Annotated in this window: 14 protein-coding genes; 8 read left to right on the forward strand and 6 right to left on the reverse strand. The window is 72.0% G+C overall.

Annotated features, from left to right (window positions below; translation table 11 throughout):
* Positions 1-15: 15 nt before the first annotated feature.
* Positions 16-486, reverse strand: a complete 471-nt coding sequence (locus tag AC07DW_RS18970) for an Lrp/AsnC family transcriptional regulator (RefSeq protein WP_478858794.1) — start codon at positions 484-486, stop codon at positions 16-18.
* A gap of 121 nt (positions 487-607) precedes the next feature.
* On the opposite strand from AC07DW_RS18970, the gene hppD reads away from it, so the two are divergent.
* Positions 608-1,753 (forward strand): 4-hydroxyphenylpyruvate dioxygenase, encoded by a 1,146-nt coding sequence (gene hppD / locus AC07DW_RS18975; protein WP_478858795.1) that lies wholly within the window; start codon positions 608-610, stop codon positions 1,751-1,753.
* A 155-nt stretch (positions 1,754-1,908) separates the two neighbouring features.
* Here the strand turns inward: hppD and AC07DW_RS18980 are convergent, their stop codons facing one another.
* Positions 1,909-3,288 carry a tetratricopeptide repeat protein gene (locus AC07DW_RS18980; RefSeq protein ID WP_478858796.1) on the reverse strand — a complete coding sequence of 460 codons (1,380 nt, stop codon included), beginning with the start codon at positions 3,286-3,288 and terminating at the stop codon, positions 1,909-1,911.
* Between the two features lie 109 nt (positions 3,289-3,397).
* Here AC07DW_RS18980 and AC07DW_RS18985 point away from each other — a divergent pair, with 109 nt between their 5' ends.
* Positions 3,398-4,765: an FAD-binding oxidoreductase gene (locus AC07DW_RS18985; RefSeq protein WP_478858797.1), complete on the forward strand. Its 1,368-nt coding sequence runs from the start codon at positions 3,398-3,400 to the stop codon at positions 4,763-4,765.
* 88 nt (positions 4,766-4,853) lie between these two features.
* Positions 4,854-5,237 carry a VOC family protein gene (locus tag AC07DW_RS18990; protein WP_478858798.1) on the forward strand — a complete coding sequence of 128 codons (384 nt, stop codon included), beginning with the start codon at positions 4,854-4,856 and terminating at the stop codon, positions 5,235-5,237.
* A gap of 8 nt (positions 5,238-5,245) precedes the next feature.
* Here the strand turns inward: AC07DW_RS18990 and AC07DW_RS18995 are convergent, their stop codons facing one another.
* Entirely contained in the window at positions 5,246-5,656 is a 411-nt protein-coding gene (locus AC07DW_RS18995; RefSeq protein WP_478858799.1) for an SsgA family sporulation/cell division regulator, read from the reverse strand.
* A 227-nt stretch (positions 5,657-5,883) separates the two neighbouring features.
* Here AC07DW_RS18995 and AC07DW_RS19000 point away from each other — a divergent pair, with 227 nt between their 5' ends.
* Both AC07DW_RS19000 and AC07DW_RS19005 read left to right on the forward strand, forming a co-directional pair.
* Positions 5,884-7,296 (forward strand): RDD family protein, encoded by a 1,413-nt coding sequence (locus AC07DW_RS19000; protein ID WP_478858800.1) that lies wholly within the window; start codon positions 5,884-5,886, stop codon positions 7,294-7,296.
* A gap of 62 nt (positions 7,297-7,358) precedes the next feature.
* Positions 7,359-8,090, forward strand: coding sequence for an RDD family protein (locus AC07DW_RS19005; protein ID WP_478858801.1), 732 nt, complete (start codon positions 7,359-7,361; stop codon positions 8,088-8,090).
* On the opposite strand, the gene AC07DW_RS19010 is transcribed toward AC07DW_RS19005, so the two are convergent.
* Positions 8,076-8,324 carry a hypothetical protein gene (locus AC07DW_RS19010; RefSeq protein ID WP_478858802.1) on the reverse strand — a complete coding sequence of 83 codons (249 nt, stop codon included), beginning with the start codon at positions 8,322-8,324 and terminating at the stop codon, positions 8,076-8,078. The genes AC07DW_RS19005 and AC07DW_RS19010 overlap by 15 nt on opposite strands.
* Before the next feature lie 219 nt (positions 8,325-8,543).
* Between AC07DW_RS19010 and AC07DW_RS19015 the strand changes: the two genes are divergently transcribed.
* The 3 genes from AC07DW_RS19015 (at position 8,544) to AC07DW_RS19025 (ending at position 14,065) form a co-directional block, all read left to right on the forward strand.
* The gene (locus tag AC07DW_RS19015) at positions 8,544-10,946 is read left to right on the forward strand and encodes an immune inhibitor A domain-containing protein (RefSeq protein WP_478858803.1); all 2,403 of its coding nucleotides are present in this window, start codon (positions 8,544-8,546) and stop codon (positions 10,944-10,946) included.
* A 209-nt stretch (positions 10,947-11,155) separates the two neighbouring features.
* Entirely contained in the window at positions 11,156-13,609 is a 2,454-nt protein-coding gene (locus tag AC07DW_RS19020) for an immune inhibitor A domain-containing protein (protein ID WP_478858804.1), read from the forward strand.
* Between the two features lie 123 nt (positions 13,610-13,732).
* The gene (locus tag AC07DW_RS19025) at positions 13,733-14,065 is read left to right on the forward strand and encodes a hypothetical protein (protein ID WP_478858805.1); all 333 of its coding nucleotides are present in this window, start codon (positions 13,733-13,735) and stop codon (positions 14,063-14,065) included.
* 87 nt (positions 14,066-14,152) lie between these two features.
* Here the strand turns inward: AC07DW_RS19025 and AC07DW_RS19030 are convergent, their stop codons facing one another.
* Complete coding sequence (locus tag AC07DW_RS19030) at positions 14,153-14,740, reverse strand: isochorismatase family protein (protein ID WP_478858806.1); 588 nt, start codon at positions 14,738-14,740, stop codon at positions 14,153-14,155.
* 137 nt (positions 14,741-14,877) lie between these two features.
* Complete coding sequence (locus AC07DW_RS19035; protein WP_478858807.1) at positions 14,878-16,206, reverse strand: nicotinate phosphoribosyltransferase; 1,329 nt, start codon at positions 16,204-16,206, stop codon at positions 14,878-14,880.
* Positions 16,207-16,256 lie beyond the last annotated feature (50 nt).

Here is a 16,256-nt window from a genome sequence, read left to right on the forward strand (position 1 = left end):
GCGCGCTCCCTCGTCTCACTCCTCCGACGCGGCCTGCTCCACCAGCGGGATGATCCGCAGGGGCACGGGGTTCTCCATGACGATCGCCGTGGAGGCCCGCACGATGCCATCAAAACCGACAACCCGGTCGATCACCCGCTGGAGATCCGCGTTCGACCGGGCCACCAGGCGGCACAGCATGTCCCCGTGACCGGTCGTCGTGTGCAGCTCCAGCACCTCAGGTACGCCCGCCAAGTGCTCCCGCACGTCGGCGCCTTGCCCCTGCTTGATCTCCAGCGTGGCGAACGCGGTGACCGGGTAGCCCAGTGCCGCCGGATCCACCTCCGGACCGAACCCCCGGATGACTCCGTTCGACTGAAGCCGGTCCAGCCGCGCCTGCACCGTCCCGCGCGCCACGCCCAGCCGGCGCGAGGCCTCCAGGACACCTATGCGCGGCTCCCGCGCCAGCAGCGTGATGAGCCTGCCGTCCAGATGATCGATCGCCACAGCCGCCTCCCAGTGGTCACCCTGTACAGAACGCCCGCACATCCTGCCCACCCGGTGGTCAGATTGCCCAGCCTCTGCGCGAACTATTGCGCACCTTGCCAATCGGAGAGAGCCTGCCGCCATGACTGAGACCATCTCCCACACCCCCGACACCGCCCGGCAGGCCGACCCCTTCCCGGTGAAGGGGATGGACGCGGTCGTGTTCGCCGTCGGCAACGCCAAGCAGGCCGCGCACTACTACTCCACGGCCTTCGGCATGAAGCTGGTCGCCTACTCCGGACCGGAGAACGGCAGCCGCGAGACCGCCAGTTACGTCCTGGCCAACGGCGGCGCCCGCTTCGTGTTCACCTCCGTCATCAAGCCCTCCACCGACTGGGGCCGCTTCCTCGCCGAGCACGTCGCCGAGCACGGCGACGGCGTCGTGGACCTCGCCATCGAGGTGCCGGACGCGCGCAAGGCGTACGCCTACGCCGTCGAGCAGGGCGCGACCGGCATCACCGAGCCGTACGAGGTCAAGGACGAGCACGGCACCGTCGTCCTCGCCGCCATCGCCACGTACGGCAAGACCCGCCACACCCTGGTGGACCGCTCCGGCTACGACGGCCCGTACCTCCCCGGCTTCGTCACCGCGTCCCCGATCGTCGAGCCGCCCGCCAAGCGCACCTTCCAGGCCATCGACCACTGCGTGGGCAACGTCGAGCTCGGCAGGATGAACGACTGGGTGGCCTTCTACAACAAGGTCATGGGCTTCACGAACATGAAGGAGTTCGTGGGCGACGACATCGCGACCGAGTACTCGGCGCTGATGTCGAAGGTCGTCGCCGACGGCACGCTCAAGGTGAAGTTCCCGATCAACGAGCCGGCGATCGCGAAGAAGAAGTCGCAGATCGACGAGTACCTCGAGTTCTACGGCGGCGCGGGGGTCCAGCACATCGCGCTCGCCACGAACGACATCGTGCACACCGTCCGCACGATGCGGGCCGCGGGCGTCCAGTTCCTCGACACCCCCGACTCGTACTACGACACCCTCGGCGAGTGGGCCGGCGAGACGCGCGTGCCGGTGGAGACCCTGCGGGAGCTGAAGATCCTCGTCGACCGCGACGAGGACGGCTACCTGCTGCAGATCTTCACCAAGCCGGTCCAGGACCGTCCGACGGTGTTCTTCGAGATGATCGAGCGGCACGGGTCGATGGGCTTCGGCAAGGGCAACTTCAAGGCGCTCTTCGAAGCGATCGAGCGCGAGCAGGCCAAGCGGGGCAACCTCTGACACCCCCGGACACCGCCCGCCCGGTACGGGGTGCCGGGCGGGCGGTCGGGCGCCCGCCGGGCACGCGCGGCACGACGGCGCCGGACGCCCCCCGGGAGCGGGCACCGTCCCCAGGGACGCCCACCGGCACCGGCGCTCGGCGCGGCCCCGGGGCGTCACCGTCCCGCGGGCCCGCCCTCCGGCGGCTCGCCCAGCGAGGCCAGCGCCCGGCGGGCCTCCGGGGCCAGCAGGGGCGAGAAGGCCGGGTTGATCCGCAGCGCCTCGGCGATGTGCCGCCGGGCCGGGCCCCACCGGCCCAGCTCCTGCTCGATCCGGCCCCGGTGGTACGCGAACAGCGCGCTGCGCAGGCCCTGTTCCGTGGCTCGCCGGGCGTACGGCAGCGCGTCCTCCGCCCGCCCCGCCCGGTACAGCGCCCAGCCGAGCGCGTCGGCGACGTGCACCGACCGGTGCCCCTTCGCCCACTCGGCGCGCAGCCGCCCGACCGCCGCGTCCGGGTCGCCGTGGTCCGCCTCGTAGCGGGCCAGCACCAGGGCGCCGTTCACGCCGTGCGTCCCCGCATCCATGGCGCGTACGCGCAGCACCTCGTACTGCGTGCGCGCGTCCTCGTCGAGGCCCAGCGACTCGTACAGCTCGCCCGCCTCCAGGGAGTACTGCGGCAGCGGCAGCGCCTTCAGAGCGGCCCCGTAGTCCCGCACCGCCTCGTCCGTGCGGCCGAGCGCCGCCAGCGCCCGCGCCCGCCCGGCCAGCGCCGGCGCGTGGCCCGGTACGAGCCGCAGCGCCGGCGCGTAGGAGGCGACGGCCTCCGCGGGCTCGCCACGCTCCCACGCCAGGTCGCCGAGCCGCACCAGGCACGCGGCCTTCTCCGCCGGGGTGGCGGCCAGCGCGACCGCGTCGTACGCCAGGGCCGACGCGTCCTCGCGCCAGCCCCGGTCCCGGTACACCATCGAGGCGCGTGACAGCGCGGGCGCCCCGCCGCGCAGCGCGCGCAGCCGCTCCATGGCCCGCCCGGCGGACACGTGGTCGCCGAGCCCGTTGTAGGCGTCGATCAGCACCGGGTACGCCTGCCAGCGGCGCGGCGAGGACTTCCGTACCGCCTCGCCCCACTTCCGGGCGGCCCGGAAGTCGCCGCGCGCGTTCGCCAGCGCGCCCATGCCGAGCTGCGCGTCGACGTTCCCCCGGCCGGCCGGCCAGGCGGCCAGGGACCGCTTCAGCGCCTTCTCGGCCCGTACGTACGAGGCGGTGTCGCCGCTGCGCGCGCCACGCTCCACGTACGCGGCGCCCAGCACCGCCCACGACGCGTCGTCGCCCGGGTGGGCCCGCAGCCACTTCTCGCGGTCGCCGATCAGCGCGGCCAGCTCCGGCAGGGACGCCTGGGCGCCCGCGCGCGCCGCCGCCACGGCCCGGGCTACGGGGCCGGGGGCGGGAGCGGGCGCGTCCGCGCCGAGGCCGGCCGGTACGAACAGGACGGCCGCTCCGGCCAGCACCGCGCCCGCGCCGGCGCCCAGGACGATCTGTGGGACCCGTTCCGTCTTCATGCCGTCACTGTGCGGCACACGGCGCGTCCGTACGACGAGCCACCCGGCGCACCGCGAGCCGATCCCCCGGTGGGTTCACACCGATGGCCCCGGATGCCAGGCTGGGATCATGGACGACCTGCTGACCCGCCTCCGGGCCGGCCTCCCGCCGGAGGCCCTGCTCACCGATCCGGACGTCACCGCCTCCTACGCCCACGACATGGCGAGCTTCTGCGACGCGGGCACACCCGCCGTCGTCGTCCTGCCGAGCACCGTCGAGCAGGTCCAGCACGTCATGCGCACGGCGACCGCGCTGCGCGTGCCGGTCGTCCCGCAGGGCGCGAGGACGGGCCTGTCGGGCGCGGCGAACGCCTCCGACGGCGCCATCGTGCTGTCCCTCGTCAGGATGGACCGGATCCTGGAGATCAACCCGGTCGACCGGATCGCGGTCGTCGAGCCGGGTGTGGTCAACGCCGCCCTGTCCCGCGCGGTCGACGAGCAGGGCCTGTACTACCCGCCGGACCCCTCCAGCTGGGAGATGTGCACGATCGGCGGCAACATCGGCACCGCGTCCGGCGGCCTGTGCTGCGTCAAGTACGGGGTGACGGCGGAGTACGTCCTCGGCCTGGACGTCGTCCTCGCCGACGGCCGCCTGCTGTCCACCGGCCGCCGCACCGCCAAGGGCGTCGCCGGGTACGACCTGACGCGGCTGTTCGTCGGCTCCGAGGGCACCCTCGGCGTCGTCGTACGGGCCGTTCTGGCGCTGCGCCCGCGCCCTCCGCGACAGCTGGTGCTGGCGGCGGAGTTCCCGTCCGCCGCGGCGGCGTGCGAGGCGGTGTGCGCGGTGATGGAGCGCGGCCACACCCCGTCGCTCCTCGAACTCATGGACCGGACGACCGTGCGGGCGGTCAACCGGCTCGGGCGGATGGGCCTGCCCGAGTCGACCGAGGCCCTGCTGCTCGCCGCGTTCGACACCCCCGACCCCGCGGCCGACCTGGCCGCGGTGGGCGAGCTGTGCACGGCCGCGGGGGCCACCCAGGTGGTGCCGGCCGAGGACGCGGCCGAGTCGGAGATGCTGCTGAAGGCCCGGCGGATGTCGCTGACCGCCCTGGAGGCCGTCAAGTCCGCGACGATGATCGACGACGTGTGCGTCCCGCGCTCCCGGCTCGCGGCGATGCTCGACGGGACGGCCGCCATCGCGGCGAAGTACGACCTGACCATCGGCGTCTGCGCGCACGCGGGTGACGGCAACACCCACCCCGTCGTCTGCTTCGACCACACCGACCCCGGCGAATCCCGGCGTGCCCGCGAGTCGTTCGACGAGATCATGGCGCTCGGGCTGGAGCTCGGCGGCACCATCACGGGCGAACACGGCGTCGGCGTACTGAAGAAGGAGTGGCTGGCCCGTGAACTGGGGCCGGTGGGACTGGAATTGCAGCGGGACATCAAGCGGGCCTTCGACCCCCTCGGCATCCTCAACCCCGGCAAACTCTTCTAGATACCTGAGCCCTGCGGCCTAGGCCTCATGCCCGATGGTCCGGGCGCGCCCGTCCGCCTAGCGTGAGGGAACCGACGAAGGAGGAGCCGTGCCCGCACGCCTTGACCACACCATCGTCCGCAGCCGCGACCGGTTCGCCGCCGCCCGCTTCCTGACCGAACTGATCGACGCGCCCGACCCCAAGCCCTTCGGCGCCTTCGCGAGCGTCCCGCTGGAGGGCGGTGTCACCCTCGACTACATCGACGACGACGCGCCCGGGATCGTCCCGCAGCACCTCGCCTTCCTCGTGCCGGAGGACGAGTTCGACGCGATCTTCGCCCGGATCCAGGAGCGCGGGCTGCGGTACTGGGCGGACCCGCACCACCACGAGCCGCAGCGGATCAACCACCACCACGGCGGTCGCGGTGTCTACATCGACGACCCGGACGGCCACTCGATCGAATTCATCACGCACACGTACGTGACGGACTGACCGGACCGTCACGCGAGCAGTTCGGCCAGCCCGTCGTCCAGGCCGAGCTGCTCCGGCTCCGCGCCGGGCGGCACCATGCGCAGGGTGAGCTCCAGCCACGCCGACACCTGATCGGCCGGCGCCTCCAGCAGCGCCTCGCCGTCCGGCGAGGACAGCGCCAGCAGCACCACGGGCCGCTCGTCGAGCGTCGTCGGCCAGATCCGTACGTCACCGTGGCCGCAGGGCCGGAAGACCCCTTCGACCAGCAACTCGCGCGCGAAGGTCCAGTGCACGGGGTGCCCGGAGCCGACGTGGAAGACGATGTGCACGGCGTACGGATCGTCCGTGCGGTAGAGCAGCCGGGCGGGGACGGGGACGCTGCGCTCGGGCGACAGCACCAGGGCGAGTTCCAGGTCGCGTTCGACGACGGTGTGCTGCATGGGACGGTTCCCTTCTCTCCGGTCGGGCCCCTGGGCGGGCCACACCGGTGAGAGGCGCTTCCGGGCCCGTCATTACGCGACTTCCGGCAGCGAATTCCGCCCGCTTTCCCGTAACACAGGTGTGACCGGTACGTGGTCGTTGTGGGCGGACCGGTTCGGGGGCGCCCGGCGGTCTGGTAGATGTGGTGCCTTGAATTGAGGCCTCGAGGAGATACGGGACCACGGTGATGAGCGCCCCAACCCCGGCAACCGGCGACGGCAGCCCCACGCCCGGCTACTACCCCGACCCGTCCATTCCGGGATACATCCGGTTCTGGAACGGTGCCGCGTGGGTGCCGGGGACGAGCCGCCCCGCGCCCAAGGACGGCGAGGCGACGCCGCAGGCCCCGGTGGCGTCCGTCCCCGCTCCGGCGCCGACGCCGTCGGTGGAGGAGACCGGGCCGGTCTTCTTCGACGAGGAGGAACCGGGCCCCGACGGCTGTCCGGAGCCCGAGCCCGAGCCCGCGTCCGTCTGGCAGGCGGACGCCTCCCGCCAGACCGGGTTCGGCGGTGACCGCGACCACCGGGTCTCCTGGGGGGCCGAGGCCGGCCAGGACCCGCGCCGCCCGGCCGCCGACCCGACCGGCGGCGCGCTGCCCGGCGTCCGCAACGTGGAGCCGGAGCCCGCGCAGGCGGCCCCGGAGGGCACGGTCACCATCCGCGCGGTCGGGTCTCGCCCGCAGCCCCGTCCTGAGGGGCCCGCCGACGGCACCATGACCATCCGGGCCCTCGCCCCCGGCGTGCCGCGCACCCCGCCGGCCCCCGCGCGGCCGCAGCAACCCCAGCCGCTGCCGCAGCCCCTGCCGGCCGCCCAGGCCCCGCAGCCGGCGCCCGCAGCCCCGCAGCCGGCGTCCGCAGCCCCGCAGCCGGCGCCCGCCGCGGGCCCCTTGCCCGCCCCGGCTCCCGCCCCCGCCCCGGCTGCCACCCCCGCCGCTCCCGTCACCGACGGCCCGGGCGGCGGTGCCGCGTCCTGGGCGCAGCAGGTGCACCAGCTGGCCCGGCCGGAGGCACAGGCGCCGGCCCAGGCACAGCCCCAGCCGCACTCCCAGCAGCCCGTCCTGCCGTGGAAGCCGCCGGTCGAGGACCCGTTCCTGGCGGCCGCGCAGGCCCAGGCCGCCGCCCGCCCGGCCGCGCTCGGCAGGCGGTTCGCGGCCCGGCTGATCGACACCCTGGTCCTCGGGGCGGCCGTCGGGGCCGTCGCCGTCCCGTTCGTCTCCAAGGCGCTCGACCACATCGACGGCAAGATCCAGCAGGCCAAGCAGTCGGGCGAGACGGTCACCGTCTGGCTCGTGGACGGCACCACCTCCACGTACTTCGGCATCGCCCTCGCCGCGCTGCTGGTGCTGGGCGTGCTGTACGAGGCGCTGCCGACCGCCAAGTGGGGCCGTACGTTCGGCAAGAAGCTGCTGGGCCTGGACGTGCGGGACATCGAGTCGCACGAGCCTCCGCCGTTCGGTGCCGCGCTGCGCCGCTGGCTGGTCTACGGGGTGCTGGGCATCCTGGTGGTCGGCGTGGTCAACGTCCTGTGGTGCCTGTTCGACCGTCCCTGGCGCCAGTGCTGGCACGACAAGGCCGCCCACACGTTCGTCGCCGGGAGGTAGCGGGTAGCCCGAACGGCCGGTGATCGTTTGCGGGGGCCCGCCGGCCGGGATGCACTGCCCATATGAGCAACGAACCGCCGGCGCCCGGTGAGCAGCCCCCCGAGGACGACCCGTTCCGCAAGAAGCCGCAGGACGACGGCTCCCAGCCGCCGTCCGCGCCGCCGCCCCAGGGCGGTGGCGGTCCCTACGGCGGACAGGGGCCGTACGGCGGCGGAGGGCCGTACGACGGCGGCCCCGGCGGGGGTCCCTACGGCGGGGGTCCCGGCGGCGGGCCGTACGGCGGTGGGCCCTACGGCTACGGCGGGGCCGACCCGCTCGCGGGGATGCCGCCGCTGGCCGACTCGGGCCGGCGTGTGCTGGCCCGGCTCATCGACTGGGTCATCATCGTGGTGCCCCTGGCACTCATCGGCATTCCGTTCGACATCTACGCCAGGGTGTCCGACCGGACCGACGTGGCGGACGTGTGGCAGACCAACGACGGCGGGCAGTGGGTCTTCCAGCTCATCACGATCGTGGCGTACGTCGCCTACGACACCCTCATGACCACCAAGCGGCAAGGCCAGACGATCGGCAAGCGGCTGCTGGGCATGCGGGTGGCGATGCTCAACGACGGCAGCGTGCCGAACACCAACGCCGCGCTGACCCGGGCGGTCGTGCTGTGGCTGCCCGCGCTGATCTGCTGCGCCTGTCTGTGGCCACTGCTGCTGCTCATCCTCATCCTGGTCGACAAGCCGTACAAGCAGGGCCTGCACGACAAGGCGGCCAAGACCGTCGTCGTGTCAACGACGCAGTGAGTGCTCCCTGCGCTCGGCCGGGACCGGCGGCCGGGTCGCCGGGTCGTACGCCGCGCGCCGTGCGGCGGGCGCCGGCAGGGTCATCGCGACCAGGAGGCCGAGCGCGAGCGCGGCCGCCCCGATCAGTGCGACACCCAGTCCGGTGGTGGTGCGGGACAGCAGCAGCATGGCGACGGTCGCGAAGACGACGGTGGCCGAACCGTAGGCGAGCTGTGCGGCGGTCGGACGCGGCATGGCGGGTTCCGTCCTCGAAGCTGGAGCACCGGATGGGGATCACGCAACTCGGTCGCACTGACTTTTGACTCTACGACGGTGGATGCCCGAGAGGAACCGGTAGTAAGCGTGACCTAACCCACGGTACCGGGGCGTGGGGGGCGCACAGCATCACGGCCTATGCCATATGGCCTGAAGTCGGCGCCCGTTGACGCGATACGCAGGGGAGGCCCGTATCAAGTGACGTACATCAGAGCCGTGTTGAGCGCCCTGGCCGTACTCGCCACCCTGGCCACGACCGCCACCGCTGCCACGACCACCGCATCGGCGGCCCCCTCCACCACCGCGCCCGTGCACGACGACGCCGCGCACGGCACCGCCGAGGGGAAGCACGACGGGCACGTCATCGACGGACCCTTCAGCGCCCGGCAGCGCCAGCAGCGGCAGGTGGCGCTGGAGCGGGTGCTGAGCGGGCGGGCGAAGGTCGAGCGGCGCGGCGGCTCCAAGGTCGTGAAGCTCGGCGACCGCAAGTTCGTGGAACTGGGGCGGGAACGCACGGACAAGATCTTCACGATCCTGGTGGAGTTCGGTGACAAGGTCGACGACTCCACGATGTACGACCCGGACGGGCCGGGCGGCCCGAGGCCGCCGGTCGTCAAGTACGGCGGCACGCCGGGGCCGCTGCACAACCGGATCCCCGAGCCGGACCGCGGAAGCGACAACTCGACCGACTGGCGCGCCGACTACGACCGCGAGCACTACCGGCGGCTGTACTTCGGTGGGGGCGACGGGGTGGAGTCGCTGAAGACGTACTACGAGAAGACCTCCTCCGGCCGCTATTCGGTGGAGGGCGAGGTCTCGGACTGGGTGCGGGTCGAGTACAACGAGGCCCGGTACGGCTCGAACTACTGCGGCGGCAACAACTGCCCGAACGTCGAGGACCTGGTCTCCGACGGGGTGGCCGCCTGGGTCGCCGACCAGAGGGCCAGGGGCAGGACGGCCGACCGGATCAGGGAGCAGGTGGCGCGGTTCGACGAGTGGGACCGCACGGACCACGACAACGACGGGAACTTCAACGAGCCGGACGGCTACATCGACCACTTCCAGATCGTGCACGCGGGCGTGGACGGCTCCGCGGGCGGCGGCGCCCAGGGGCCGGACGCGCTGTGGGCGCACCGGGGGTACGCGTACAGCAGGGACGACGGGGACACCGGACCGGCCGGGTTCAAGGCGGGGGGTGTGGCCATCGGCGACACCGGCGTCTGGGTGGGCGACTACACGATGCAGCCGGAGAACGGCGGGCTGGGGGTCTTCGCCCACGAGTACGCCCACGACCTGGGCCTGCCGGACCTGTACGACACCAACAACGTGGCGGGCGTCGAGAACTCGGTCGGCTTCTGGTCGCTGATGTCGTCCGGTTCGTGGCTCGGCAGGGGCGAGGAGGCGATCGGTGACCTGCCGGGCGACATGACGGCGTGGGACAAGCTCCAGCTGGGCTGGCTCAACTACGAGAAGGGCAGGGCGGCGACGGAGTCCAGGCACACGCTGGGCGTCTCGGCGTACAACACCGAGCTGCCGCAGGCCCTGGTCGTCGAGCTGCCGGAGAAGTCGGTGACCACGCCGGTGGTGAAGCCGGCCGGGGGAGCGGGGCAGTGGTGGAGCGACCACGGCGACAGCCTGTCGCACACGCTGTCCCGGACGGTGGACCTCACCGGCAGGAGCAGGGCCGAGCTGACGCTCGACGGCTGGTGGGACATCGAGAAGGACTACGACTACCTGTACACGCAGGTATCCACGGACGGCGGGGAGAGCTGGAAGGCGGTCGACGGCACGGCGGACGGCGAGGCGATCACCAGGGACGGCGGCGACAAGCCGGCCCTCACCGGGGTGTCGGAGACGCACCGGAAGCTGGTCTATCCCCTGGACGCGTACGCGGGGAAGCGGATCGTCCTGCGGTTCCGCTACAAGACGGACGGCGGTGTGGCCGGCAAGGGCTTCACGGCGGACAACATCGCGGTGCGGGCCGACGGTGTCACGGTGTTCGCGGACGACGCCGAGGCGCGGACCGGTGCCGGCTGGACGGCGCGTGGGTTCGCGCGGGTGGGTGAGGCGGTCACCGGTGACTACCCCCAGTACTACATCGCGGAGAACCGGCAGTACGTCTCGTACGACAGGACGCTGGAGACGGGCCCGTACCACTTCGGCTTCCCGAAGCCCCGGGACAGCTGGGTGGAGCACTACGCCTACCGGCCGGGTCTGATGATCTGGCAGTGGGACACCTCACAGCGCGACAACAACGTCACCGACCACCCGGGCCAGGGGCTGCTGCTGCCGGTGGACGCCCACCCCCGGCCCATGACGTGGGCGGACGGCACGCTGATGTCCAACAAGATCACTCCCTACGACGCGGCGTTCAGCCGGTACCCGGTGCCCGGATTCACCCTCCATAAAAGGGGTGTTCCTCAGCAGATCGGCCCGCATCCGGGTAATCCCGCCTTCGATGACCACAAGGGCGTGTACTGGTACGACGAGAACCAGTTCGGCGGGGTGCGGACCATGGACACCAATACCCGGATCACCATCGCGGACCAGCCGCCGAACGGCTCGTCGGTCACCGTGGAAGTGGGCCCGTCGGCCGGGTGACCAGGCGGTTTCCCGCCGGCTGGGGGCCGGGGCCGCTGTTCGCATTGCGGATCCGGTTGTTCACATAGAGCACTTGGCCTGTCCAAGTCAAGGTCTGTCTTTTCGCGTCATTCTCCGGTCGAATGTCGTCACTTGTGGCGCGACACCGCACGCGGATACGACATCAACCCCCCATCCGCGGTTCGCGGGCGCGGGGAGGACAAGATCAAGTGACCAGCAGACGACGGGCTTTCAGGGCCTCCGCGGTGATCGTGGCGCTGGCCGCCACCGCCGCGACGGCCTCGGCCTTCACGACGGCTCAGGCCGACAACCGCCCCACCAACGGCATCGAGCGCCATGACCCGGCACCGGGCGCGCACGACGCGCACGGTGCCCCCGGGCACGACCACGCCGCCAAGGTCGACCACGACCTCGACGGACCGTTCAGCAAGCAGCAGGCCCAGGCGCGCGAAGCGGCGCTGGAGCAGGTGCTGGCCGGCGACCTCAAGGTGGAGCGCAGGGGTGCCTCCAAGGTCGTCAAGCTCGACGACAAGAAGTACGTCGAGCTGGGCCGCGAGAAGACCGACAAGATCTTCACGATCCTCGTCGAGTTCGGCGACAAGGTCGACAACACCACGCTCGTCGACCGCGCGGACGACGGTGACGACACCACGCTCAAGCCGAAGTTCGGCGGCACGCCCGGTCCGCTGCACAACGCGATAGCCGAGCCGGACCGTTCGAAGGACAACTCGACGGCCTGGCAGAAGGACTACAACCAGCAGCACTTCCAGGACCTGTACTTCGGCACCGGCAAGGACAAGAAGACCGGTCAGCAGAAGCAGTCCCTGAAGACCTACTACGAGAAGACCTCCTCCGGCCGCTACTCGGTCGACGGCGCGGTCTCCGACTGGGTCAAGGTCGAGTACAACGAGGCCCGCTACGGCTCCAACTACTGCGGCAGCAGCAACTGCGCCAACGTGTGGGACGCCGTCCGCGACGGCGTGACCGCGTGGACCGCGCAGCAGAAGGCGGCCGGCAAGACCGACGCCGAGATCAAGGCGCAGCTGGCCCAGTACGACCAGTGGGACCGCTACGACTTCGACGCCGACGGCAACTTCAACGAGGCCGACGGCTACATCGACCACTTCCAGATCGTCCACGCCGGTGAGGACGAGTCCGCGGGCGGCGGCGCCCAGGGCAGCGACGCGCTGTGGGCCCACCGCTGGTACGCGTACGGCACCGACGCCGGCAAGACCGGCCCGGCGCAGAACAAGGCCGGCGGTACGCAGATCGGCGACACCGGCATCTGGGTCGGCGACTACACGATGCAGCCGGAGAACGGCGGCCTCGGCGTCTTCGCCCACGAGTACGGCCACGACCTGGGCCTGCCGGACCTGTACGACACCTCCGGCCGGGCCGGCGCGGAGAACTCGACCGGCTTCTGGTCCCTGATGTCGTCCGGCTCCTGGCTGGGCACGGGCAAGAACGAGATCGGCGACCTGCCGGGCGACATGACCGCCTGGGACAAGCTCCAGCTGGGCTGGCTCAACTACGAGAAGGCCAAGGCGGCGACCAAGTCCAAGCACACGCTGGGCGTCGCGGAGTACAACACCAAGAACCCCCAGGCGCTCGTCGTCGAGCTGCCGAAGAAGAAGGTCTCCACCGCGGTCGTGAAGCCCTCCGAGGGCTCCAGGCAGTGGTGGAGCGACATGGGTGACGACCTCAAGAACACCCTCACCCGGTCCGTCGACCTCACCGGCAAGTCCAAGGCCGAGCTGACGCTCGACGGCTGGTGGGACATCGAGAAGGACTACGACTACCTCTACACCGAGGTGTCGACCGACGGCGGCAAGCAGTGGACCGCGCTGGCGGGCACGGCCAACGGCAAGGCCATCCCGGTCGACGCCAGTGGCGCCCCGTCCCTGACGGACGTCTCCGGCGGCCACCAGAAGCTGGTGTACCCGCTGGACGCGTACGCCGGCAAGAAGTTCGACCTCCGCTTCCGCTACCAGACGGACGGCGGCGCGGGCGGCAAGGGCTTCACGGCCGACGCCATCACCCTCACGGCGGACGGCGCGGCCGTCTTCTCCGACAACGCCGAGGGCGACGACAACGGCTGGACCGCCAAGGGCTTCTCGCGGATCGGTGAGTCCTTCACCAACGAGTACGAGCAGTACTACATCGCCGAGAACCGCCAGTACGTCTCGTACGACAAGACCCTCAAGGTCGGCCCGTACAACTTCGGCTTCGCGGCCCCGATGGACTCCTGGGTGGAGCACTACCCGTACCAGACCGGTCTGCTGGTCTGGCAGTGGGACACCTCCCAGAAGGACAACAACACCGCCGTCCACCCGGGCCAGGGCCTGATCCTGCCGGTCGACGCGCACGCCACCCCGACGAAGTGGGCCGACGGCACGCTGATGCGCAACCGCATCCAGGCCTACGACTCGCCGTTCAGCCTCTACCGGACGACCGGGCTCACCCTGCACAAGGCGGGTGTCGAGGCGAAGGTCCCGTCGCTGCGCGGTGTCTCCGCCTTCGACGACCGCAAGGGCGTCTACTGGTACGAGTCGAACCCGCGTGCGGGCGTCAAGGTAACTGACACCAACACCAAGATCGCCATCGTCAAGCAGCCGACCAACGGCCAGACGATCACGGTCCAGGTCGGCCCGTCGGCGAAGTAGTACGCATCGTCGCAGGTCAAAGCATGATCGGCCGTCGCCCACTAGCGGGCGGCGGCCGATTCTGTTTAGGTGCGTGGTGACCCGTTCTTATTGACACACCATCTCACGGGGGAGTGGTCCAGCATGCCCGGCGGAGGTTTCACCAAGCTGCCCGGAGGCAAGGTCGTGGTCGCGCTCAGCCTGCCCAACCCGGTCGGTGACGGGTCCACGGTCCGCGTCCTGGTCCACGCCGCGAACCGCGCCCGCGCCCTGACCCGGCTGCGTAACCTCGGGCTGCGGGCGGTCTACCTGCGGGGGAACACCCACCCGCCCACGCCGGACGAGATCACCGCGGTGCTGCACCACCCGGACGGCCTGCTCTGGCGCACGGTCCCGGAGGCCCGCACCGAGCTGTGGCACCCCATCCGCGCCCTGCTCCCCCGGTCCCGTCCCTGGGGCGCCCCGACCACCCCCTGACCCCACCAGCGGGCCGGGGCCCCGCCACGACCCCCGGCGGGCAAGCACCCGCCCACCGGCCGGGGCGCGGCCGTGGAGCCGACCCGGTCAGACGACCGGCTTGCCGGTCAGCTCGACGCCCGCCGCGCGCAGCTCGCTCAGGGCCCGCTCCGTGGTGTGCTCCGCGACGCCGGCCGTGAGGTCGAGCAGCACCTGGGTGCGAAAGCCCTCGCGGGCCGCGTCGAGCGCGGTGGCGCGCACGCAGTGGTCGGTGGCGATGCCCACCACGTCGACCTCCGTGACCCCCCGCTCCCGGAGCCAGTCGGCCAGCCGGACGTCGTTCTCGTCGGTGCCCTCGAAGCCGCTGTACGCCGCCGCGTACGCCCCCTTGTCGAAGACCGCGTCGATCGCGCCGGACGCGACCGCCGGCGCGAAGTTCGGGTGGAAGCCCACCCCCTCCGTACCGGCCACGCAGTGCCTCGGCCAGGAGTCGGCGTAGTCGGGCCGCTCGGAGAAGTGGCCGCCCGGGTCGACGTGGTGGTCGCGGGTGGCCACCACGTGCTGGTACACGGCCCCGGCGGCCTCGCCGACCAGGTCCGTGATGGCGGCGGCGACGTCCGCGCCCCCCGCCACCGCGAGGCTGCCGCCTTCGCAGAAGTCGTTCTGTACGTCGACGACGATCAGTGCGCGGTGCATGGCGGTTGTCCTTCGGTGGTGGGGGAGCGGTCGGTCGGGCGTTCGAGCGTGGTTCCGGGGATGGGAACGAGCCTAGAGAGTCCCCCGGCCCGGCGGGAGGGGGCGTCCGGCGCCGCCGTTCCCGCCGCAGCGGGGTGTCAGACGTACTCCGTGGGGATGACGGCCTCGCCCCGGGACAGCTGGATCGCCGACATCGGCAGCCCCGCCAGCGCCGCCATGTGCCGCTCCCGGGCCGCGTCCAGCGGCTCGCGCGCCACCACGTCGCCGCCCTTGACCAGCTCGACCAGCAGCTGCCGGTCCACGAGCCCGGCCGGCACCGGCCCGGTGCCGACGACCTCCGCCTCGGCCACCCCGTCCGCGTCGGCCCGCCGCGCCGCCCACTTGCGGCCACCCACGGACGCCTTGCCGCCCAGCGACTTCTTGGCCACCGACCGCAGCGGCGCCCCGGGGTCGGCCGACTCGGCCCGGGCGACGAGCTTGTAGACCATCGAGCACGTGGGGTGCCCGCTGCCGGTCACCAGCTGCGTCCCGACGCCGTACGCGTCCACCGGAGCGGCCGCCAGCGAGGCGATCGCGTACTCGTCCAGGTCCGACGTCACGACGATCTTCGTGTCGCGCGCGCCCAGCTCGTCCAGCTGCTGGCGGACCCGGTGCGCGACCAGCAGCAGGTCGCCGGAGTCGATGCGCACGGCGCCCAGCTCCGTGCCGGCGACCTCGACGGCGGTACGCACCGCCTCTGCCACGTCGTAGGTGTCGACGAGCAGCGTCGTACCGCGGCCCAGCGACTCCACCTGCGCCCGGAAGGCGTCCCGCTCGGTGTCGTGGAGGAGGGTGAACGCGTGCGCGGAGGTGCCGACCGTCGGGATGCCGTAGCGGAAGCCGGCCGCCAGGTCGGAGGTGGAGGAGAAACCGCCCACGTACGCGGCGCGGGCCGCGGCGACGGCGGACAGCTCGTGGGTGCGCCGGGCGCCCATCTCGATCAGGCGCCGGTCGCCGGCCGCGGCGGACATCCGGGAGGCGGCGGCGGCGATCGCCGAGTCGTGGTTGAGGATCGACAGGATGACGGTCTCCAGCAGCACGCACTCGGCGAAGGTGCCCTCGACCCGCAGGATCGGCGAGCCGGGGAAGTACACCTCACCCTCGGGGTAGCCCCAGATGTCGCCGCCGAAGCGGTAGTCCGCGAGCCACTCCAGCGTCGGCTCGTCGACGATTCCGCGCTCGCGCAGGAAGCCGAGGACGTCCGCGTCGAAGCGGAAGTTCTCCACGGCGTCCAGGACGCGGCCGGTGCCGGCGACCACCCCGTAGCGCCGCCCCTCGGGCAGCCGCCGGGTGAACACCTCGAAGACCGACCGCCGGTCGGCCGTGCCGCCCCGCAGGGCCGCCCGCAGCATCGTCAGCTCGTACTGATCGGTGAAGAGCGCGGTGGACGGCACGTCCACCGGCAGCCCGAGATCCCCAGCATTCATACGATGATGCTACCCCGAATACTCGTCACTTTGACGATTTCTCCGACCCG

Source organism: Streptomyces sp. NPDC045701, assembly GCF_056432045.1.